The organism is Rhodococcus sp. 21391 (genome assembly GCF_016772255.1).
Taxonomy (GTDB): domain Bacteria; phylum Actinomycetota; class Actinomycetes; order Mycobacteriales; family Mycobacteriaceae; genus Rhodococcus_F; species Rhodococcus_F opacus.
In genome coordinates, this window is sequence record NZ_CP063781.1 from 1,985,849 (window position 1) to 2,005,836 (window position 19,988).

20 protein-coding genes are annotated in these 19,988 nt (G+C 67.3%); 11 read left to right on the forward strand and 9 right to left on the reverse strand.

Annotated features, from left to right (window positions below):
- Positions 1–79: 79 nt before the first annotated feature.
- Positions 80–298: a hypothetical protein gene (locus GO592_RS09430; RefSeq protein ID WP_005260399.1), complete on the reverse strand. Its 219-nt coding sequence runs from the start codon at positions 296–298 to the stop codon at positions 80–82.
- Between the two features lie 170 nt (positions 299–468).
- Here GO592_RS09430 and coaE point away from each other — a divergent pair, with 170 nt between their 5' ends.
- The gene (gene coaE, locus GO592_RS09435) at positions 469–1,683 is read left to right on the forward strand and encodes a dephospho-CoA kinase (RefSeq protein ID WP_039950446.1); all 1,215 of its coding nucleotides are present in this window, start codon (positions 469–471) and stop codon (positions 1,681–1,683) included.
- Position 1,684: 1 nt separating this feature from the next.
- Here the strand turns inward: coaE and GO592_RS09440 are convergent, their stop codons facing one another.
- Entirely contained in the window at positions 1,685–2,203 is a 519-nt protein-coding gene (locus tag GO592_RS09440; RefSeq protein WP_007295803.1) for a DUF402 domain-containing protein, read from the reverse strand.
- 77 nt (positions 2,204–2,280) lie between these two features.
- On the opposite strand from GO592_RS09440, the gene uvrB reads away from it, so the two are divergent.
- The 3 genes from uvrB (at position 2,281) to GO592_RS09455 (ending at position 5,987) form a co-directional block, all read left to right on the forward strand.
- Positions 2,281–4,443 (forward strand): excinuclease ABC subunit UvrB, encoded by a 2,163-nt coding sequence (gene uvrB / locus GO592_RS09445; RefSeq protein ID WP_007295802.1) that lies wholly within the window; start codon positions 2,281–2,283, stop codon positions 4,441–4,443.
- Positions 4,444–4,473: 30 nt separating this feature from the next.
- On the forward strand, positions 4,474–5,346 hold the full coding sequence (locus GO592_RS09450) for an SCO6745 family protein (protein WP_007295801.1): 873 nt from the start codon (positions 4,474–4,476) through the stop codon (positions 5,344–5,346).
- A 188-nt stretch (positions 5,347–5,534) separates the two neighbouring features.
- Complete coding sequence (locus GO592_RS09455; protein ID WP_007295800.1) at positions 5,535–5,987, forward strand: universal stress protein; 453 nt, start codon at positions 5,535–5,537, stop codon at positions 5,985–5,987.
- Positions 5,988–6,000: 13 nt separating this feature from the next.
- On the opposite strand, the gene GO592_RS09460 is transcribed toward GO592_RS09455, so the two are convergent.
- The 4 genes from GO592_RS09460 to GO592_RS09475 all read right to left on the reverse strand — a co-directional run bounded on the left by GO592_RS09460 (position 6,001) and on the right by GO592_RS09475 (position 10,647).
- Positions 6,001–6,387: a DUF732 domain-containing protein gene (locus GO592_RS09460; RefSeq protein WP_007295799.1), complete on the reverse strand. Its 387-nt coding sequence runs from the start codon at positions 6,385–6,387 to the stop codon at positions 6,001–6,003.
- Positions 6,384–8,666: a HelD family protein gene (locus GO592_RS09465; protein WP_007295798.1), complete on the reverse strand. Its 2,283-nt coding sequence runs from the start codon at positions 8,664–8,666 to the stop codon at positions 6,384–6,386. The genes GO592_RS09460 and GO592_RS09465 overlap by 4 nt, the downstream gene beginning before the upstream one ends.
- A gap of 160 nt (positions 8,667–8,826) precedes the next feature.
- The gene (locus GO592_RS09470; protein ID WP_007295797.1) at positions 8,827–9,789 is read right to left on the reverse strand and encodes a DoxX family protein; all 963 of its coding nucleotides are present in this window, start codon (positions 9,787–9,789) and stop codon (positions 8,827–8,829) included.
- A gap of 168 nt (positions 9,790–9,957) precedes the next feature.
- A complete protein-coding gene (locus tag GO592_RS09475; RefSeq protein ID WP_039950438.1) occupies positions 9,958–10,647 on the reverse strand; it encodes an MBL fold metallo-hydrolase in 690 nt (229 codons plus the stop codon).
- Positions 10,648–10,798: 151 nt separating this feature from the next.
- Between GO592_RS09475 and uvrA the strand changes: the two genes are divergently transcribed.
- Positions 10,799–13,795, forward strand: coding sequence for an excinuclease ABC subunit UvrA (gene uvrA, locus GO592_RS09480; RefSeq protein WP_007295795.1), 2,997 nt, complete (start codon positions 10,799–10,801; stop codon positions 13,793–13,795).
- 6 nt (positions 13,796–13,801) lie between these two features.
- On the opposite strand, the gene GO592_RS09485 is transcribed toward uvrA, so the two are convergent.
- Positions 13,802–14,548: an alpha/beta fold hydrolase gene (locus GO592_RS09485; RefSeq protein ID WP_039950434.1), complete on the reverse strand. Its 747-nt coding sequence runs from the start codon at positions 14,546–14,548 to the stop codon at positions 13,802–13,804.
- A 119-nt stretch (positions 14,549–14,667) separates the two neighbouring features.
- Here GO592_RS09485 and GO592_RS09490 point away from each other — a divergent pair, with 119 nt between their 5' ends.
- Complete coding sequence (locus tag GO592_RS09490) at positions 14,668–15,369, forward strand: helix-turn-helix transcriptional regulator (RefSeq protein ID WP_039950431.1); 702 nt, start codon at positions 14,668–14,670, stop codon at positions 15,367–15,369.
- A 7-nt stretch (positions 15,370–15,376) separates the two neighbouring features.
- On the opposite strand, the gene GO592_RS09495 is transcribed toward GO592_RS09490, so the two are convergent.
- Together GO592_RS09495 and GO592_RS09500 are read right to left on the reverse strand one after the other, a co-directional pair.
- Positions 15,377–15,790: a DUF1801 domain-containing protein gene (locus GO592_RS09495; RefSeq protein ID WP_007295792.1), complete on the reverse strand. Its 414-nt coding sequence runs from the start codon at positions 15,788–15,790 to the stop codon at positions 15,377–15,379.
- A gap of 1 nt (position 15,791) precedes the next feature.
- Entirely contained in the window at positions 15,792–16,175 is a 384-nt protein-coding gene (locus GO592_RS09500; RefSeq protein WP_005247396.1) for a DUF1844 domain-containing protein, read from the reverse strand.
- A 377-nt stretch (positions 16,176–16,552) separates the two neighbouring features.
- Between GO592_RS09500 and infC the strand changes: the two genes are divergently transcribed.
- The 5 genes from infC to pheS all read left to right on the forward strand — a co-directional run bounded on the left by infC (position 16,553) and on the right by pheS (position 19,942).
- Positions 16,553–17,209 carry a translation initiation factor IF-3 gene (gene infC / locus GO592_RS09505; protein WP_080606194.1) on the forward strand — a complete coding sequence of 219 codons (657 nt, stop codon included), beginning with the start codon at positions 16,553–16,555 and terminating at the stop codon, positions 17,207–17,209.
- A 57-nt stretch (positions 17,210–17,266) separates the two neighbouring features.
- Complete coding sequence (gene rpmI / locus GO592_RS09510) at positions 17,267–17,461, forward strand: 50S ribosomal protein L35 (protein ID WP_005247390.1); 195 nt, start codon at positions 17,267–17,269, stop codon at positions 17,459–17,461.
- A gap of 63 nt (positions 17,462–17,524) precedes the next feature.
- Positions 17,525–17,914 carry a 50S ribosomal protein L20 gene (gene rplT / locus GO592_RS09515; RefSeq protein WP_005247385.1) on the forward strand — a complete coding sequence of 130 codons (390 nt, stop codon included), beginning with the start codon at positions 17,525–17,527 and terminating at the stop codon, positions 17,912–17,914.
- 38 nt (positions 17,915–17,952) lie between these two features.
- A complete protein-coding gene (locus tag GO592_RS09520; protein ID WP_005247382.1) occupies positions 17,953–18,762 on the forward strand; it encodes a TrmH family RNA methyltransferase in 810 nt (269 codons plus the stop codon).
- Positions 18,763–18,856: 94 nt separating this feature from the next.
- Positions 18,857–19,942 carry a phenylalanine--tRNA ligase subunit alpha gene (gene pheS / locus GO592_RS09525; RefSeq protein ID WP_037204920.1) on the forward strand — a complete coding sequence of 362 codons (1,086 nt, stop codon included), beginning with the start codon at positions 18,857–18,859 and terminating at the stop codon, positions 19,940–19,942.
- Positions 19,943–19,988 lie beyond the last annotated feature (46 nt).

A 19,988-nucleotide genomic window follows, 5' to 3' on the forward strand; every position in this document is an offset into this window, starting at 1 on the left:
TTGCCGGACATCCGAACATGACTGTGGCCCAACCTCTCCGGAGGTTGGGCCACAGTGGTGTGTCGGGTGAGGAGGGTGCTCAGTTCGCGGTGGCGGGAATCCAGTAGCCGGACGACGACTGCACCTCGGCACGCTTGCGCATCGTTGCGAAACTGTGCCTGCCCTGGCCGATGAGTGCGGTGAGCCAGGTCCGGCGATGCTCGGCGAGTGCGGATGCCACCTCGGGGATCTCGATGCAATGCACCCCGCCCGCGATGCCGAGGCGGTGCCGACCGAACTGGTTGCGGTGATCGCGCATGGCGTTCCTCTTCTTCGAGAAGGTGCAGGTCGGGTGCGTTCGGTCGAACATAACCGACCCTGTCGGAGATCTGTGGTATTTGGGGCAGGTGAGTCTGCAGAGAGGGAAGCGGGTGGAGATCGGCGAGGGACGTGCGTACTCGGTCCGCGGCGGGTGCAACACTGGGAGGCGTGTTGAGAATCGGCCTCACTGGAGGCATAGGAGCCGGTAAGTCCACCGTGTCGAAGGTCCTCGCCGAACTCGGGGCCGTCATCGTCGACGCCGATCTGATTGCGAGGGAGGTCGTCGAACCCGGAACACCCGGACTCGCTGCCCTCGTCGACCGGTTCGGTGAGCAGATCCTGACGGAGGACGGCGCACTCGATCGGCCCGCCCTGGCAGCGCGTGCCTTCGCCGACGACGAATCACGGCTGGCGCTGAATGCGATCGTCCACCCGCTCGTCGGGGCGCGCACCACCGAGACGATCGAATCGGCGCCAAAAGACGCGATCCTCGTTCAGGACATTCCACTGCTGGTCGAGGGCGGAATGGGCGCCGCGTTCCACCTGGTCGTCGTCGTATTCGTCGATGCCGAGGAGCGGGTGCGGCGGCTCGTCGGATCGCGGGGGATGCCCGAGAACGATGCGCGGGCGCGGATCGCAGCTCAGGCGGACGACATTCAGCGGCGGGCGGCGGCGGACGTCTGGCTCGACAACAGCGGTGCCCCGGGCGCGCTCGAGCCGGAGATCCGGGCACTGTGGTCGGAGCGTCTCGTGCCCTTCGAGTCCAACATCCGCACGCGGACCGTCGTCCGTGTCCTGCCCGAACTCGCTCCGCCGAATTCGCAGTGGCCGGCGCAGGCCGACCGGCTGATCGCTCGCGTGAAACTGGTGTGTGGCGACCGCGCCGTCCGGGTCGACCACATCGGGTCGACGGCCGTCGAGGGATTGCCCGCCAAGGACGTCATCGACGTCCAGGTGACCGTCGCGAACCTCGAGACCGCGGACGACCTCGCCGAATCACTCGCCGACGCCGGGTTCCCCCGCATCGAGCACATCACCGCCGACGACCCGAAGCCCTCGTACCAGGGCGGAGAGACCGACCCGGCGCTGTGGGGCAAGCGAATCCACGGCGGTGCCGATCCGGGACGGCCCGTCAACATCCACATTCGCGTCGACGGGTGGCCCGGACAGCAGTTCGCGCTCGTCTTCCGCGACTGGCTCCGCGCCGACACCGAGGCCCGGACCGAGTACCTCGCGGTCAAGGAAGGTGCGGCGGAGAAGGCGGCCGGTCACACGGACTACCGGGACGCGATCACCGCCTATGTGGACGCGAAGACCCCGTGGTTCGACCGCGCCTATCACCGGGCGTGGGAATGGGCCGAGCGGACCGGCTGGACCGCGTAGGTCACCGCCAGTCGATCGGCATTCCGATCGAGGCCAGCCAGCGGCCGAGGTCGTGGCCGTGCGCGGCGATGCCGTCGATCGCCGTGGTGGCGGTGAGGATCGCCTGCTCGACCGTCGCGGTGTCGAGCAGGCCGGTGCTGTGCGCCTCGATCAGCTCGTCGACGTCGAGGAGTTCGGTGTCGCGGCCGGTGCGCACGACCAAATCCAGGTAGTGGTCCTCGGACTTCCACACGTCGTCACCCCGGGTGAAGGTGCCGATGTCGACGTAGTGGTCCTGATCGCGCTGGTGGTAGGGGTGGTAGTGGAAGATCGACGCCCGCAGGCCGAGGTCGGGGAGCAGCCACGACTCCAGGTAGTGGAATTGCGGGTGGTCGGAGGTGCGCGCCATGTACAGCCCCCACGCTTCGACGCGGTAATGATCGACGTGGCGGACGAACCCCTTGGGGTCGGTGTTGGTGTGATCTCGTAGGTCGAAGTATTCGACCTTCGGTGGGTGGATGTCGTGACTCGCGCCTGCCATGGTGGGGAACCTACCGGGTTTTTCAGCTGACGGAGATCGTCGGGGAATTTGTCGGTACCTGCGCCTACCCTGGTTGCATGGCGTTTGCATCCGAGCACCCCGTGGTGGCACATTCCGAGTTCCGTCCCATCGGGGAGATCGAGCGGTCGGAAGCGCGGTTCGAGGTCGTCAGCGACCACAAGCCGGCCGGCGATCAGCCCACCGCGATCGCCGATCTGGAACGCCGCATCAACGCCGGCGAGAAGGACGTGGTCCTGCTCGGCGCCACCGGTACCGGTAAGTCCGCCACCACGGCGTGGCTGATCGAGAAGGTGCAGCGGCCCACCCTGGTGATGGCGCCCAACAAGACGCTCGCCGCGCAGTTGGCCAACGAGCTGCGCGACATGCTGCCCAACAACTCTGTCGAGTACTTCGTCTCGTACTACGACTACTACCAGCCCGAGGCGTACATCGCGCAGACCGACACCTACATCGAGAAGGACTCGTCGATCAACGACGACGTCGAGCGACTGCGCCACTCGGCGACGTCGAGCCTGCTGTCGCGGCGCGACGTGGTGGTGGTGGCGTCCGTGTCGTGCATCTACGGTCTCGGCACCCCGCAGTCGTACCTCGACCGCTCGGTGCAGCTCGAGGTCGGGGTGGAGGTCCCGCGCGACGCTCTGCTGCGACTGCTGGTCGACGTGCAGTACACCCGCAACGATCTGGCGTTCACCCGCGGATCCTTCCGGGTGCGCGGCGACACCGTCGAGATCATTCCCTCGTACGAGGAGTTGGCGGTCCGGATCGAGTTCTTCGGCGACGAGATCGAGGCGCTGTACTACCTGCACCCCCTCACCGGGGACGTGGTGCGGAAGGTCGACTCGGTGCGCATCTTCCCGGCAACGCACTACGTCGCGGGTCCCGAGCGGATGGAACGTGCCGTCAAGGACATCGAGGCCGAACTCGAGGAACGGCTCGCCGACCTCGAGGGCAAGGGCAAGCTGCTCGAGGCGCAGCGGCTGCGGATGCGCACCCAGTACGACCTCGAGATGATCAAGCAGGTCGGGTTCTGCTCCGGCATCGAGAACTACTCGCGTCACATCGACGGTCGCGGACCGGGTACGGCGCCCGCCACGCTGATCGACTACTTCCCGGAGGACTTCCTCCTCGTCATCGACGAGTCCCACGTGACGGTCCCGCAGATCGGCGCGATGTACGAGGGCGACATGTCGCGCAAACGGAATCTCGTCGAGTTCGGGTTCCGGTTGCCGTCCGCCACCGACAACCGTCCGCTGACCTGGGAGGAGTTCACCCAGCGCATCGGGCAGACGGTGTACCTGTCGGCCACACCCGGCAAGTACGAGCTGGGACAGGCAGGCGGCGAGTTCGTCGAGCAGGTCATCCGCCCCACCGGTCTCGTCGACCCCCAGGTGGTCGTCAAACCGACCAAGGGGCAGATCGACGACCTCGTGCACGAGATCCGCGAACGTGCCGACCGGGACGAGCGCGTCCTCGTCACCACGCTGACGAAAAAGATGGCGGAAGATCTCACCGACTATCTCCTCGAGCTCGGTATCCGGGTCCGGTATCTCCACTCGGACATCGACACCCTGCGACGGGTCGAGTTGCTCCGGCAACTCCGGTTGGGGGAGTACGACGTGCTGGTCGGTATCAACCTGCTGCGTGAGGGTCTCGACCTTCCCGAGGTCTCGCTGGTGGCGATCCTCGACGCCGACAAGGAGGGCTTCCTCCGAAGCTCGACCAGTCTCATCCAGACGATCGGCCGCGCGGCTCGTAACGTCTCCGGCCAGGTCCACATGTACGCCGACAAGATCACCGACTCGATGCAGCACGCGATCGAGGAGACCGAGCGGCGTCGGGAGAAGCAGATCGCCTACAACGAGAAGATGGGCGTCGATCCGCAGCCGCTGCGGAAGAAGATCGCTGACATCCTCGACCAGGTCTACGAGGAAGCCGAGGACACGGCCAGCGGAGTCGACGTCGGCGGTTCCGGCCGCAACGCCACCCGCGGGCGCCGCGCCCAGGGCGAGGCCGGGCGCTCGGTCAGCGCCGGGGTGTACGAGGGCCGCGACACGAAGTCGATGCCGAGGGCGGAGTTGGCAGATCTGGTCAAGGAGTTGACCAATCAGATGATGAACGCCGCCCGTGACCTGCAGTTCGAGCTCGCCGGACGCCTACGCGACGAGATCGCCGACCTGAAGAAGGAACTGCGCGGGATGGACGCCGCGGGCCTGAAATAGCGGGCGCGCCGAGGCAGTACGGTCTGAAGCATGGATGCACACAACGCAGGTCGTACCGCCCGGTCCTTGGAGCTGCTTCATTCCCTCAGCTATTTCGTTCCCGAGGTCGAGGATCGCCTGGTCGAGGCAGGCCTCGAGCCGGGTCGGATGGGCTACTTCGCGGGCCGCTCCGCGCCGATGGGCGCGGTCGGTGCGGGCGTCGTCACTGCGACCTTCTTCAACTTCAGTCCGGCCGTGATCGAGTCGGTCATTCCGCGTGCCTGGGGTCTCGCCATGCCCGCGGCCGTCGTCGACGCGCGGTACCGGGCGGTCGGGGAGGCGTATGTGCGACTTCTCGGCGAATCGGTGACGAACTCACCGGAGATGGCCGAGGCCGCCGAACTCGCGTCGATCGCGGCCCGCGGGATCCCGGGTGTCGAGGGCAGGCCACTGTATGCGGGGTACGCGGAGGTGGCGTGGCCGGACGCACCGCACCTCGCCTTCTGGCATGCCCTCACATTGCTGCGGGAGTACCGCGGCGACGGTCACGTCGCCGCCCTGCAGACGGCGGGACTGAGCGGACTCGAATCGCTGATCACGCACACCGCGACCGGGATCGGATTCCAGAAGAAGTTCGCGATCACGCGCCGCGCCTGGACCCAGGACCAGTGGGACTCGGCATGCGAGAGTCTCCGTGACCGGGAGATCCTGGATGCGCGGGGCGAACTCACCGCCGACGGCAAGGAACTGCGCGAACTGGTCGAGGATCTCACCGACGATCTCGCGCTGGCTCCGTGGGCCGCGCTGGGGGAGGACGGGGCAGCCCGGCTCGTCGAACTCGCAACCCCGTGGCGCGACGCGATCGTCGCGGCGGGGGTGTTCCCCGCCGGCGTGTTCGGTCCCAAGGTCGGCACGTCACCCTGACGCTGATCACAGCCGAAGCGCCTCTGGAATGTGATCCGTCATGCACTGGGGATCTCCCTTGTGGCATGTGTTGCAAATGCACCTATGCGGGCACCGATACGGCTAGGGTCAGCGCAGTGGCTGCTGGGTCCAGGCATGACGTATGTCCGGACCCCGGCCAGTTGACCACCGCAGACATGGAGGAATGAATGAGCGCCTACCGGACCGTTGTCGTCGGAACCGATGGCTCCGAGTCGTCGTTTCTGGCCGTCGAGAAGGCTGCTGCCATCGCGGGGGACGCCGGTGCCAAACTGATCATCGCCTGCGCGTACTACCCGGCCGATCCGAAGGACGTCGGGCAGGCCGCCGACGCGCTCGGTGACGAGGCCTACCAGATCACCGGTTCCGCCCCGACGTACGACATCCTCCGCACCGCGAAGGAGCGCGCCCACGCGGCCGGCGCCAAGGAGGTCGTGGAGCGGGCTGTCGTCGGTGCCCCGGTCGAGTCGCTGCTGAACCTGGTCGACGAGGTCGATGCCGGTCTTCTGGTGATCGGCAACCGCGGACTCAACACGCTCACCGGGCGTCTCCTCGGGTCCGTTCCGTCGGATGCCGCCCGCAAGTCGACGTCCGACGTCCTGATCGTCCACACGGTGCGCTGAGACCGGAGACGGATCAACAGTAGTTCGCCTCGGCGGCATCGAGATAGACCTGCGCCACCTGTTCGGTGGTGAGGCCGATATCCGATGTCGCCGAGGCGAACTGCGCCATCGGGGTCAGATGCGCGAGGATCGTGGCCTCGTCGGTGCCCTCGGACCGTTGACTGCAGATCCCGTTGGCCAGCGCCATCACCGTGTCGTCGGGCAGCGCCGGTATGCCGGACTCGATCAGCGCCTCCTTGTAGCGCAGGCCACGCGAGTCCAGGTGTGATGCGGACGTAGTGGACGCAGGCGGGGCCGTCGGCGGCGGGCCGGAGGCGGTGGCCTCCGAGCACGCGGTCAGCACGATCGTGGTGAGGGCGAGCCCACACCCGATCAGCCGACCGCGACCGCCCGGTGTCACGACAGGATCCCGACCTCGGCCGGACCGAGTTCGGACAGCACCGCGGGCAACGCCTTCGTGTGCACCACACCGAGTCGTTGCGTCGCGCGGGTCAGGGCGACGTAGAGGTCGTTCATTCCCCGCGGCGACTCGTCGAGAATGTCCTGTGGCTCGGCGATGAGCACCGAGTCGAACTCCAACCCCTTGACGTCCCGCACCGTCAGGACGCTGACGGTGTCCGACTTCAGATCGGCCAGTGCGGCGACGAGGTCGTGGCCCCCGATCACGACAGTCGTGCCCGGTCCCGATTCCCGGGACACGCAGGTGCGCACCGTGTCCGCGAGCTCGGATTCGGACACCTGCAGTGCCCATGGTGGAAAACCGGATTCGCGCACTGACCGTGGCACGGTCTGCTCGGCGTCGATCTCGGCGAGAACTTGCCGTGCCGACGTCATGATCTCCGCCGGAGTGCGGTAGTTGACGGTCAGTTCCGTGAGCTTCCACCGTGCGGCCACGTACGGCTCGAGGATCCGTTGCCACGACGACGTTCCCGCCGGGTCGCCGGTCTGCGCCGTGTCGCCGACGAGCGTCATCCAACGATTCGGTATGCGCCGCATCAGCATTCGCCAGGCCATCTCCGAGAGTTCCTGCGCCTCGTCGACGATGACGTGGCCGTAGGTCCAGGTTCGGTCGCCCGCTGCGCGCTCCGCGGTGGTCTGGTGCTGTCCCACGTCGTGGCGTTCGGCCAGCTGGCTGGCGTCGATCAGGTCGTACGCCATCAGAATTTCCGGGTCCAGCTCATCTTCGAGATCCTGCGGCGCCGAACCGGTCAGGATGTCCAGGGCGCCCTGGGCATCCGCGATCTGCGCTCGCCACTGGCGGCGGGCGCGTTCCCGTTCGGCGGCGTCGTCGACGCCGAGCAGTTCCGCCAATTCGTCCAGGAGTGGCGCGTCGGCGGCGCTGAAGCCGCGCATGACGGGGCGTCGCAACGACTCACGTTGCGTTTCGGTCAGATTTGGGGCGGCGTCGGCCAGTCGTTTCGGCGACGCATACAGCTCGGCGAGGACCTGCTGCGGCGACAATTCCGGCCACAGCGCGCTGATCGCCGTCATGATCTCCGGGTCTTCACGCATCTCGTCCCGCATGTCGGCGATGTCGTCCCGGCTCAGCAGGTTCCCGCCGTCGACGACGTTGGCGCCCAGTGTGTCCGCGAGTTGCTGGGCGAGCGCCTCGATGACCGACGAGACGAAGATGGGCCGGGCCAGGTTGTGCGGGCGCCGCGACGACCTCGCCCGGCCACGAGCGCGGGTGACGACTTTGCGGTCGAGGGTGATCCGGTAGGTGTCGAAGGTCAGCTCGACGGGACGCGACGGCACTTCCTGCCGATCCCGGACCGCCTTCTTGAGCACGTCCAGCATGTCGAGCGAGCCCTTGATCTCGCCGGCGTCGAGGCTGTCCTCGACGGTGGCGCGGACACCGGGGTAGAGGTCGCCGATGGTCGAGAGCAGCACGCCGGTCTCGCCGAGCGAGGGCAGCACCTGGCCGATGTAGTCGAGGAACGTGGCGTTGGGGCCGATGATGAGGACGCCGGCTTTCGCGAGCTGTTGCCGGTAGGTGTAGAGCAGGTAGGCGGCGCGGTGCAGCGCGACCGCGGTCTTGCCGGTTCCCGGTCCTCCCTGGACCACCAGCACACTCTTGTGCTCCGACCGGATGATGGCGTCCTGCTCACCCTGGATGGTCTCGACGATGTCGTTCATCTGACCGGTGCGGGCGGCGTTGAGCGCGGCGAGCAGTGCACTTTCACCCGCGACGCCGTCCGAGCCGGTGATCGTGCCCGCGGCCTCCGCCGCCGCCAGATCCAGATACTCGTCGTTGACGGCCGTCACTCGGCGGCTTCGCGTCCGGATGTGCCGTCGACGGGAGACGCCGTCGGGGGCTGCGGGGGTGGCGAGGTAGAACGGGCGGGCTAGGGGCGCACGCCAATCGAGGAGCATCGTCTCGTAGTCGTTCTCCTCGTCGAGGATTCCGAGTCGGCCGATGTAGCGGTGCTCGCCGTCGAGATCGATGCGCCCGAAGCACAGCCCGTTCTCGGCGGCGTCGTACTTGGCGAGGTCTTCGGTGTAGAGCTGGTTGAACGACTCCCGCTCGCTCCGGGCCTGCGGGGTCCCGCCGGTTTCGAGCAGTACACGGCTCAGCCGGTTCGCCGCGTACTGGCGAAGGCCGTCCAGTCGGGTGTAGAGCATCGTCACGTACTGCTGCTCGAGCTCGCGCTCGTCGCGTGACGTGTCCTCGTCGGGCAAGAGGTCTCCTTGACTGGTTCGGCTGCAACCGGATCGGCTGCAAAAGTGCCTGGACAGTCTAGTCGGCCCCGGAGGCCGACCGCTGACATTGCAGGTCAGAGGCGGTTTCCGGGGCCGATCAGATCGATTATCCGGCGCAGGTCGGCGCCGCGACTCGGGGTTAGTGGGACAGTTCGTCCCGCTTCGCTCGGGCCTTCTCGAGCGCGGCTTCCGCTTGCTTGCGGGCCCGCTTGCTCAGCACCTCGCCGCGTTCTGCGGCGGTGCCGGCCCATTCGCCGCCCTTTTCGCGGGCGACCTCGGCCCACTCCGGGCCGCGTTCCTTCGCGACGTCGACGAGTTCCGCTCCGCGTTCCTTCGCCAGTTCGACGAGTTCCGCGCCGCGCTCCTTGGCGACCTCGGCCCATTCGGAGCTGTGTTCCTTCGCGACCTCGGCCCATTCGGAGCCGTGTTCCTTCGCGACGTCCGCCCACTCGGGGCCGCGATCCGCCGCTACCTTCGCGAATTCGGCGCCACGGTCTTTCGCGACCTCGAGGATTTCGGACCCGCGCTCGGCGGCCTCACCGGACAGGATGCGTGCGCGCTCCGACGCCGCAGCCAACGCCTCCCCGATCTCGGGACCGTGATGGTCGTGACCCGATCCGAGCGGCAGAGCCGCGGCCACGGCCTCCTGTGCGTGCCGGGCGGCGCGACGGCCACGCCAGCCGAGGGACGGCTTGCCCTCGGTGTCGACGGCGGCGATCAGCAGTCCGCCGAGCAGGCTGACGTTCTTGAGGAACTGAGTGCGCTGCGCCGCCTTCTTCGCCGGGTCGTTCTCGTTCCAGAAGTCGTGCCCCACAACGGTAGTGGGCACCAGGCTGCCGGCCAGTGCGAGCGATGCGAGTCGCGGCGCCTTCCCGGTGGCGAGAAGTACTCCGCCGCCGATCTGCACGGCGGCGTTGATCTTGACCAACGTCTCCGGGTCGGACGGGATCTTCTGCGTGACGGACTCGGGAAGCGTTTCGGTGGACTTGTCGATCAGTGGTGCGGCGGCCTGTGCTCTCTGCGCCGGATTTCGAAGTGCATCGATCCCTCCGCTGATGAAGACTGCGGACAGCAGTGGGCGAGCGATACGACGGACAAGCATTCCTGGCCTCCCAATCTCGAGTTCTCCCGTCTCACACTAACGAGAGTTCAGGGCAGTCGTCGGCGTACGACGATGTTGCCGAACCGACGGGCTGCCCATTCACCAGTACCCAGGGAGGCCGATCGCCAATCGTGGACCGTCCGGTGCGCAATCGGCGATCGGATGCGGTCACCAGCCGCGCGCGCGCCACTCCCCGAGGTGGGGGCGTTCGGTGCCGAGGGTGGTGTCGTCACCGTGGCCGGGGTAGACGACCGTGTCGTCGCCGTAGCGGTCGAAGAGCTTGGTTTCGACGTCGGAGAGCAGTGATGCGAACTTGCCGGCGTCGGCGGTCTTGCCCACGCCGCCGGGGAAGAGGGAGTCACCGGTGAAGAGGTGGGTGCGTCCGCCGCCGGCCTCGGTGAGCGCGAGCGCGACGGAACCGGGGGTGTGGCCGGCGAGATGGATCACGTCGAGGGTGACGTCGCCGACGGTGACCGTGTCACCGTCTTCCAGGAGACGGTCGGGCCGGACGGGCAGTGCGTCGGCGTCGAGTGGATGCGCGGCGGTGTCCACGTGGGTGGCGGCCGCGACGTCCTCGAGCGCCAGCCAGTGGTCGCCGTGCTGGTGCGTGGTGACGATCAGTTCGAGGGAGGGAGCGTGTTCGTCGATCAACTGGTTGACGCGGTCCGCCTCGTTGGCGGCGTCGATGAGGACGGATTTTCCGGTTGTGGAACAGACGACCAGGTACACGTTGTTGTTCATGGGGCCGACGGACATCTTCGTGATCGTGGCTCCCGGAACCGTGCGGCGCTGTGGCGCCGAACCGGGGGAGACGTGGCCGGTGTACGAGTCTTCTATCACCATGGGCTGCTCGGTCATGATGGGGAGGCTACCGTCGAATACAGGCAGGTGAGTGGCAGGGCGGCTATCCGTCCCACAGAACGTGTCGGTGCCCCGGCTTACCATGGCACGGCCAGAGGGCCCAGCGTTCATGCGCGTCCTCGGCTGTCGAACAATGAAGGGACTTGGAGTGGCGGATCGCCTTATCGTGCGGGGTGCCCGTGAGCACAATCTGCGAGGGGTCGATCTCGATCTGCCCCGCGACAGCCTGATCGTGTTCACCGGGCTGTCGGGCTCGGGCAAGTCGAGTCTGGCGTTCGACACGATCTTCGCCGAGGGCCAGCGACGCTATGTCGAGTCGCTGTCGGCGTACGCGCGCCAGTTCCTCGGTCAGATGGACAAGCCCGACGTCGACTTCATCGAAGGTCTCTCGCCTGCGGTGTCCATCGACCAGAAGTCGACCAACCGCAACCCGCGGTCGACGGTCGGCACCATCACGGAGGTCTACGACTATCTCCGTCTGCTGTACGCCCGGGCGGGCACCGCACATTGCCCGGTGTGTGGCGAGCAGATCGCGCGGCAGACGCCGCAGCAGATCGTCGACCAGGTCCTCGACATGGAGGAAGGCACCCGGTTCCAGGTGCTCGCTCCCGTCGTGCGTACCCGCAAGGGTGAATTCGTCGACCTGTTCGACCAGCTCAACATGCAGGGCTACTCGCGTGTGCGGGTCGACGGCGTGGTGCATCCGCTCTCCGATCCGCCGAAGCTCAAGAAGCAGGAGAAGCACGACATCGAGGTCGTCGTCGACCGCCTCACTGTCAAGGCCGGTTCCAAGCAGCGGCTCACCGACTCCGTCGAGACCGCGCTGCGGTTGGCGGAGGGCATCGTCGTCCTCGACTTCGTCGACCGCGAAGAGGACGCCGCGGACCGGGAACGCCGATTCTCGGAGAAGCTGGCGTGCCCGAACGGCCACGCTCTCTCCATCGACGACCTCGAACCCCGGTCGTTCTCGTTCAACTCCCCGTACGGCGCCTGCCCCGAGTGCACGGGTCTCGGAATTCGCAAGGAGGTCGACCCCGACCTCGTGGTCCCCGACCCAGAGCTGTCCCTCGAGGACGGAGCCATCGCGCCGTGGTCGATGGGGCAGAGTTCCGAATACTTCGGCCGCCTGCTGTCCGGGCTCGGCGACATTCTCGGCTTCGATATGAAGACGCCGTGGAACAAGCTGCCCGCGAAGGCACGCCGGGCGATCCTCGAGGGCAGTGAGGAGCAGGTCCACGTCCGGTACAAGAACCGGTACGGGCGTACCCGTTCCTACTACGCCGAGTTCGAGGGCGTCATGCCCTTCCTGCACCGCCGCCTCGAGCAGACCGAGTCGGACCAGATGAAGGAACGCTACGACGGCTACATGCGAGACACCCCCTGTCCCGCATGTGGCGGCGCGCGTCTGCGCCCCGAGATCCTGTCGGTCACGATCGCGAACGAGAAGTTCGGCATGAAGTCGATCGCCGAGGTCTGTGAATTGTCGATCTCCGATTGCGCCGACTTCCTGAACAGCCTCACGCTGGGTAGTCGCGAGGAGGCCATCGCCGGTCAGGTGCTCAAGGAAGTTCAGGCACGTCTCGGCTTCCTGCTCGACGTCGGCCTCGAATACCTGTCGCTCGCCCGCGCCGCCGGGACCCTGTCCGGTGGTGAGGCGCAGCGTATCCGCCTCGCCACTCAGATCGGCTCGGGCCTGGTGGGCGTCCTGTACGTGCTCGACGAACCGTCGATCGGTCTGCATCAGCGCGACAACCGGCGTCTCATTGAGACCCTGACGCGCCTGCGCGACCTCGGGAACACGCTCATCGTGGTCGAGCACGACGAAGACACCATCCGCACGTCCGACTGGGTGGTCGACATCGGACCGCTCGCCGGCGAACACGGAGGCAAGGTCGTCCACAGCGGGCCGTACGAGGAACTGCTCGACTGCGAGGAATCCCTCACCGGGGCCTACCTGTCGGGCCGCAGTCACATCGAGATTCCGGCCATCCGCCGACCGGTCGATCGCAAGCGGCAGGTCACGGTCATCGGTGCGCGCGAACACAACCTCGGGGGCATCGACGTCAGCTTCCCGCTGGGCGTGCTCACGTCGGTCACCGGTGTGTCCGGGTCCGGTAAGTCGACGCTCGTCAACGACATCCTCGCGACGGTGATGGCGAACAAGCTCAACGGCGCCCGCCAGGTGCCGGGCAGGCACACCCGCATCAACGGGCTCGACCAGCTGGACAAGCTCGTGCAGGTCGACCAGTCGCCGATCGGCCGCACCCCGCGGTCCAACGCGGCCACCTACACCGGGGTGTTCGACAAGATCCGCACCCTGTTCGCCGCCACCACCGAGTCGAAGGTGCGCGGCTACCAGCCGGGCCGGTTCTCGTTCAACGTCAAGGGCGGCCGGTGCGAGGCCTGCTCCGGCGACGGCACGTTGAAGATCGAGATGAACTTCCTTCCCGATGTGTACGTGCCGTGCGAGGTCTGCCACGGCGCCCGGTACAACCGCGAGACCCTCGAGGTCCACTACAAGGGCAAGACCATCGCCGAGGTGCTGGACATGCCGATCGAAGAGGCCGCGGAGTTCTTCGAGCCCATCACCTCGATCCACCGCTACCTCAAGACCCTGGTCGAGGTCGGTCTCGGGTACGTGCGGCTCGGTCAGCCCGCACCCACGCTGTCCGGTGGTGAGGCGCAGCGCGTGAAGCTCGCCGCCGAGCTGCAGAAACGGTCGACGGGCCGCACGGTGTACATCCTCGACGAGCCCACGACCGGTCTGCACTTCGAGGACATCCGCAAGTTGCTCGGGGTCGTCAACGGGTTGGTCGACAAGGGCAACACGGTGATCGTGATCGAGCACAACCTCGACGTGATCAAGACCTCCGACTGGGTGGTCGACATGGGGCCCGAGGGCGGGTCCGGCGGCGGCACCGTCGTCGCGCAGGGCACCCCGGAGGAGGTGGCGCAGGTTCCGGAGAGTTACACGGGTCGGTTCCTGGAAAACGTCCTCGAGGTGCCGGCGCCTCCAGCTGCGGCGAAGTCGAAGGCGGCCAAGTCGTCGTCGTCGAGGAAGCCCGCTTCCACGAAGAAGACTGCCGCGGCCGCCACGGCGACACCGCGCAAGCGGGCGCCGAAGAAGGCCGCAGCAGTCAGCTGAGTTCGGTCAGTCCCTCGCGGCCGCGTCGATCGCGGTCGCGAGGTCCGCGGGCCGCGACCACATCGGCCAGTGGCCGGTCGGCAGATCGACGTAGTCGACCTTCGCGATCTGCGCGAGTTCGGCGGCCATCGGATGACCCGCGCCGGCCATCTGCTGGATGACCTCCGACGGGAAGCTCGTGCAGATCACCGTGGTCGGCACGTCCAGACGGCTGCTGTCGACGAGTTCGAGCCTGTCCCTCGCCGGGCCGGCCGGTTCGGGCACTGCGCGGCTGCGAAATATCTTGAGCGTGGCGTCGTCGAGCCCGTCGAGGCTGCTGCCTTCGGCCTCGAGTTCGGACCACGACGGAAGCGGGATCTCGGTGACCGAAGCGTCGAGATCCTCCCGGAGCGCGGTGCCGGTCTGCAGCGGTCCCGAGTCGACGTAGACGATGCGGGCCAGTCGGTCGGGCACCCGATCGCTCGCCGCGTAGGCCACCGGACCCGCACCGCTGTGCGCCACGAGCACCACCCGCTCCGACGACGGTGTGGCCGCGACGGCGTCCGCGATCGCGGAGATGTGATCGTCCAGTCGGATGCCTGCACGGTCGCTGTCCGCGGAGTCGAGTCCGGGCAAGGTCACCGCGGTGACGTGGTGTCCTCGCCGGACCAGGTCGGAAGCCACTGCCTCCCAAGCCCATGCGCCGAGCCAGAATCCGGGAGCCAGGATGATGTGAGTGCCTGTGCTGTCGTGTGCTTCGCTTGTCTGGGTCATGAGACAAGAGTGAACCCGTAACGGTGACAACTGCGTGTCACCGTATGTGTCACAGTCGCGTAACGGAATCGGTCGGCGAGAATCGGGACTTTGCCGCGGTCGTTCGGCAGACTGCCCTCATGGACCGTCCAGCCCGCCTCCACGCCATGACGGAAGAACTGCGCCGCGCGGGGAACCGGGGCCGGACCGCGGAGCAGTTGGCGGCGCAGTTCGAGGTGACCACCCGGACGATCAAGCGGGACATCGCCGTGCTGCAATCCTCGGGCGCCCCGATCCGGGCCACTGCCGGGCCCGGCGGGGGATACGGGATCATCGGGAACGGCACGTTGCCACCGGTGAATTTCACTCCCGCTCAAGCGGTCTCGGTGGCGTTGGCCCTCACGGCGTTTCGCGATGCGCCGTTCGCGACCGACGGCCGGGCCGCGCTGGCCAAACTGCTCGACGTGATGGACGCCGAGTCGAGGGAGCGAGTGGAGCGACTGGGCGCGAAGGTGTGGATCAGGCGAGACGCCGACACGGCGAGCGCGGAACCACGCATCCGCCGCGTCGTCGAGGACGGCGTGCAGCGCGAGCTGATGGTGTCGCTCCGGTATGTGGACCGGGACGGTGAGCGCACCGAACGCGTCGTCGAACCGCACCTTCTCGCTCACACGAGGGGATCGTGGTTCGTCGTCGCGTGGTGTCTGAGCCGCGCGGGTGTGCGGTGGTTCCGGCTGGATCGGGTGTCCGACGCCACCCTCACCGGCCGGTCGTTCGTCCCACGCGATCCGAGCCTCTTCGGCGAACCGCCGGCCGACGCGCGCAGCGTGTTCGAACGGTGAGATCCGATCAGAGCGCGCGGGCGGCGGCCACGGATCGGTTCAGCAACGAGACGAGAACCGATTCGTCGACGTCGGCGAGCTTCTTGACGTAGAGGCAGCCCTTGCCGAGTGTGTGCTTGCCGAGGGTGGCGAGTACGGCCTCGTGCTCGGTGAAGTCGAGCGAGAGGTACAGGGTGAGTGCCGCGGCCCGGGGCGAGAAGCCGATCAGTGCGGTATCGCCCTCGTGTCCGCTGGCGTACCTGTAGTGGCGGGAGCCGAACCCGACGATGCTCGTGCCCCACATCGCGGCGGGCTCTCCGCTCGCGGCGGTGAGCAGTTCCACCAGTCGTGCGCTGTCGGCGCGCTTGACCGGGTCGGCGATCGCGGCGAGGAACTCGTCGACGCCGGCGGGCGTCCGCGCGGTCTTGTTGCGGCTCGCCATGTCAGTACACGGGACCGGTGTACTTCTCGCCTGGACCCTTGCCCGGCTCGTCCGGGTGCGACGACGCTTCGCGGAACGCGCGCTGCAGCGCCTGGAGGCCTTCCCGGATCGGTCCCGCGTGCGGTCCGAGGTACTCGATGGACGCGGTCACCAGGCCGGCGAGGGCGGTGATGACCCGCCGGGCCTCGTCGAGGTCGCGGTGGGGGCTGGAGTCGGGATCGGCGTCGGAGAGGCCCAGTTTCTCGGCTGCCGAACTCATGAGCATGACCGCGGCGCGGCTGATGACCTCGACCGAGGGAACGTCGGCCAGTTCCCGGACGTCGGTATTCTGGTCACCGCCGGTCAGGGTGCCGTCGTTCGGGGTGTCATCGATGTTGTCCGTCATGCCTTAGAGGATTCCACCAGCGTCCGCCGGCGCAACGTCCCGGTATCGATTAGCTCACGACGTGCGCAAATGTTACTCTTGACGCAACGACCGCCTTCGGATTTGTCGGGGGCAGCAAGTGGAGTCCGACTCCCACCTCTGCGCGGCAGGTAAAACTGCAGTTCAGTGGTCCGGTCGCTCGGTCCGAGGCTACTCGGTTCGAGTTCCTCGAGTGTGAGGAGACGAGGGATCGGCGTGAGCCGTGAGTTCGTCTGACCGGTCGACATCGGGCCCCGCATGGTGAGAGTCATTCACCGCAGCGGGGCTTTTTTGTTGGGAATCCGGGCGTACGGGCTGCTGGCGGTCTCGAGACAAGACCGTTCAACCTAGGAGGCCCCATCAGCACTGAGACCCGCATCAACGATCGCATCCGAGTTCCCGAGGTCCGCCTCGTCGGACCCGGAGGTGAACAGGTTGGCATCGTGCGTGTTGAAGATGCACTCCGCTTGGCCCTCGAGGCCGATCTCGACCTGGTCGAGGTGGCCCCCGACGCTCGCCCGCCGGTCTGCAAGATCATGGACTACGGCAAGTTCAAGTACGAGGCCGCGCAGAAGGCGCGTGAGTCGCGCAAGAACCAGCAGCTCACGGTCATCAAGGAGCAGAAGCTCCGCCCCAAGATCGACGATCACGACTACGAGACGAAGAAGCGCAACGTCGTGCGCTTCCTCGAAGCCGGATCCAAGGTCAAGGTCACGATCATGTTCCGCGGACGTGAGCAGTCGCGTCCGGAGCTCGGATTCCGGCTGCTGCAGCGTCTCGGTGCAGACGTGGCGGATCTCGGGTTCGTGGAGACGTCCGCCAAGCAGGACGGTCGAAACATGACGATGGTGCTCGCTCCGCACAAGGGCGCGAAGACCCGTGTGAAGGCGCAGGAAAGCGCCGCTGCGCCGCCGGCGCAGCGGGCAACTCCCGCGCCGGCCGCGCCGGCACAGGCTCCTGCGGCACCTGCGGAGCAGGCGGGCGACAGTGCGCCCGGCGAAGCGCCGACCAGCTAGTCCGACTACACCAGCACGACCCGGATCACCGTCCGGATACAGAGAACTGAGGACTCCATGCCCAAGTCGAAGACCCACAGCGGCACCGCGAAGCGATTCAAGGTGTCCGGCAGCGGAAAGATCCTGCGCCAGAAGGCCGGTCGCCGCCACCTGCTCGAGCACAAGGCCACGAAGGTGACCCGTCGCCTCGATGGCGTGGCTGTCGTCAGCAAGGCTGACACTCCTCGCATCAAGCGCCTGCTCGACATCTGAGTCGACACCCTTTTACTGACCACCCGGGGCAGCTCACCGCCCCAAGATTGACAGGATTTTTCAGTGGCACGCGTAAAGAGGGCGGTAAACGCCCAGAAGAAGCGTCGTTCGATTCTCGAAGCCTCCAGCGGCTACCGCGGACAGCGCTCGCGCCTGTACCGCAAGGCGAAGGAACAGCAGCTCCACTCGCTGACCTACGCCTACCGTGACCGTCGCGCGCGCAAGGGTGACTTCCGCAAGCTGTGGATCACGCGTATCAACGCTGCTGCACGGGCGAACGACATCACGTACAACCGGCTGATCCAGGGTCTGCGTCTGGCCGAGATCGAGGTCGACCGCAAGAACCTCGCCGAGCTGGCCGTTTCCGACGCGGCGGCATTCGCCGGCCTCGTGGCCCTCGCCAAGGCGGCGCTCCCGGCCGACGTGAACGCTCCGGCCGGAGAAGCAGCCTGAGTCTCGCACCCCGGCCTTCAGAGCCTCGGAAACGACCCGTGGACCCGCTCACCGAGCGCACCCCACGGGTCGTTTCTGCTGTCAAGCTGCTGCGCACCGCGGAACGCCGCAAGGTCGGGCGCTTCCTGGTGGAGGGCGAGAACTCCGTCGGCGAGGCACTCGACACCCGCCCCGTACACGACCTCTTCTACACCGAGGACGCGGAGCAGCGGTACTCGCGGCTGATCGACCGGGCACACACGGCGGGCGTCCGTACGTCGCTGGTGACGGACCGGGCGGTCCGAGCTCTCAGCGACACGGTGACCCCGCCGGGTCTCGTCGCGGTGTGCGATCTCCTCGACGTTCCGCTGGCGGAGGCGATAGGCCCCGGAACTCGTCTGCTCGCGGTTCCGGTCGCGGTCGCGGAGCCCGGTAACGCGGGCACCGTCATCCGGGTCGCGGACGCGGTGGGCGCGGACGCGGCGATTCTCGCGGGCGACAGCGTCGACCCGCACAACGGCAAATGTGTTCGGGCGTCCGCCGGAAGCCTCTTCCACCTTCCCGTCGTGCGTGAACGGGACACCGCTGCGGTCCTCGACAGCATCAGCGCGGCGGGAATTCAACTGCTCGCCACGGCGGCCGACGGCGAAGTCGATCTGGACGATGCCGACGAACTGCTGGCCCGCCCCACGGCGTGGCTGTTCGGCAACGAGGCCCACGGCCTCGACGCAGCCACCTCGGCGCGAGCCGATCACCGTGTCCGGATTCCGATCCACGGTCGAGCCGAGAGCCTCAACCTGGCGACGGCGGCGTCGATCTGCCTGTATTCGAGCGCGCGGGTCCAGAACCGCAAGCGAACCGACAGCTGAAACGGCGAAAATCGGATCGCATAGGATTTGACGGCGAGCTGTTTCGGTTTCGTCGAGAGTGTTGACTGAAAGAACTTAAGGAGTGGCACCGGTCGTGGCTAAAAAAGAGGGCGCTGCCTCCACGGGGGTCGAAGGCGGCGCGGTCGATGCGAGTGCGCTCACCGAAGACGCTCTGACTGCGGCGGCGGAGAGCGCCGAGAAGGCGTTCGCGTCGGCGGCGGATCTCGACGACCTGGCGAAGGCCAAGGTCGAGCACATGGGTGACAAGTCGCCGATCGCCCTCGCCCGCCGCGGACTCGGAGCCCTCCCGGGCAAGGAGAAGGCCGACGCAGGCAAGCGCGTGAACGTCGCACGCACCCGGATCAGTGCGGCGTTCGACGAGCGCCGCGCCGTCCTGCTCGCCGAGCGCGACGCGGCCGTCCTCGTGGCCGAGGCCATCGACGTGACCCTGCCGTCGCAGCGTCAGCCGGTAGGCGCCCGCCACCCGATCAGCATCATCTCCGAGCAGGTCGAGGACGTGTTCGTGGCGATGGGCTGGGAGGTCGCCGAGGGCCCGGAGGTGGAGACCGAGCACTTCAACTTCGATGCCCTCAACTTCCTGCCCGATCACCCCGCGCGGACGATGCAGGACACGTTCCACATCGCACCGGAGGGCTCGCGCCAGGTGCTCCGCACGCACACGTCGCCGGTACAGGTGCGCACGATGCTCTCGCGCGAGGTGCCGATCTACGTGGTGTGCCCGGGGCGGACGTTCCGCACCGACGAACTCGACGCGACCCACACCCCGGTCTTCTCTCAGGTGGAGGGACTCGCCGTCGACAAGGGCCTCACCATGGCCCACCTGCGCGGGACACTCGACGCGTTCGCCCGCGCCCTGTTCGGTCCCGAGACCCGCACCCGGATGCGCCCGAACTACTTCCCGTTCACGGAACCGTCCGCCGAGGTGGACGTCTGGTTCCCGAACAAGAAGGGCGGCGCAGGCTGGGTCGAGTGGGGCGGCTGCGGAATGGTCAACCCGAATGTGCTGCGCGCTTCCGGAATCGACCCCGACGTGTACACCGGGTTCGCGTTCGGCATGGGGCTCGAGCGCACACTCCAGTTCCGGAACGGGATCCCGGACATGCGCGACATCGTCGAGGGCGACGTGCGATTCACACTGCCCTTCGGTGTCCAGGGCTGACCCCGCGTCACCCGGATCCCGTCCACCACAGTCACGACATTTTCAC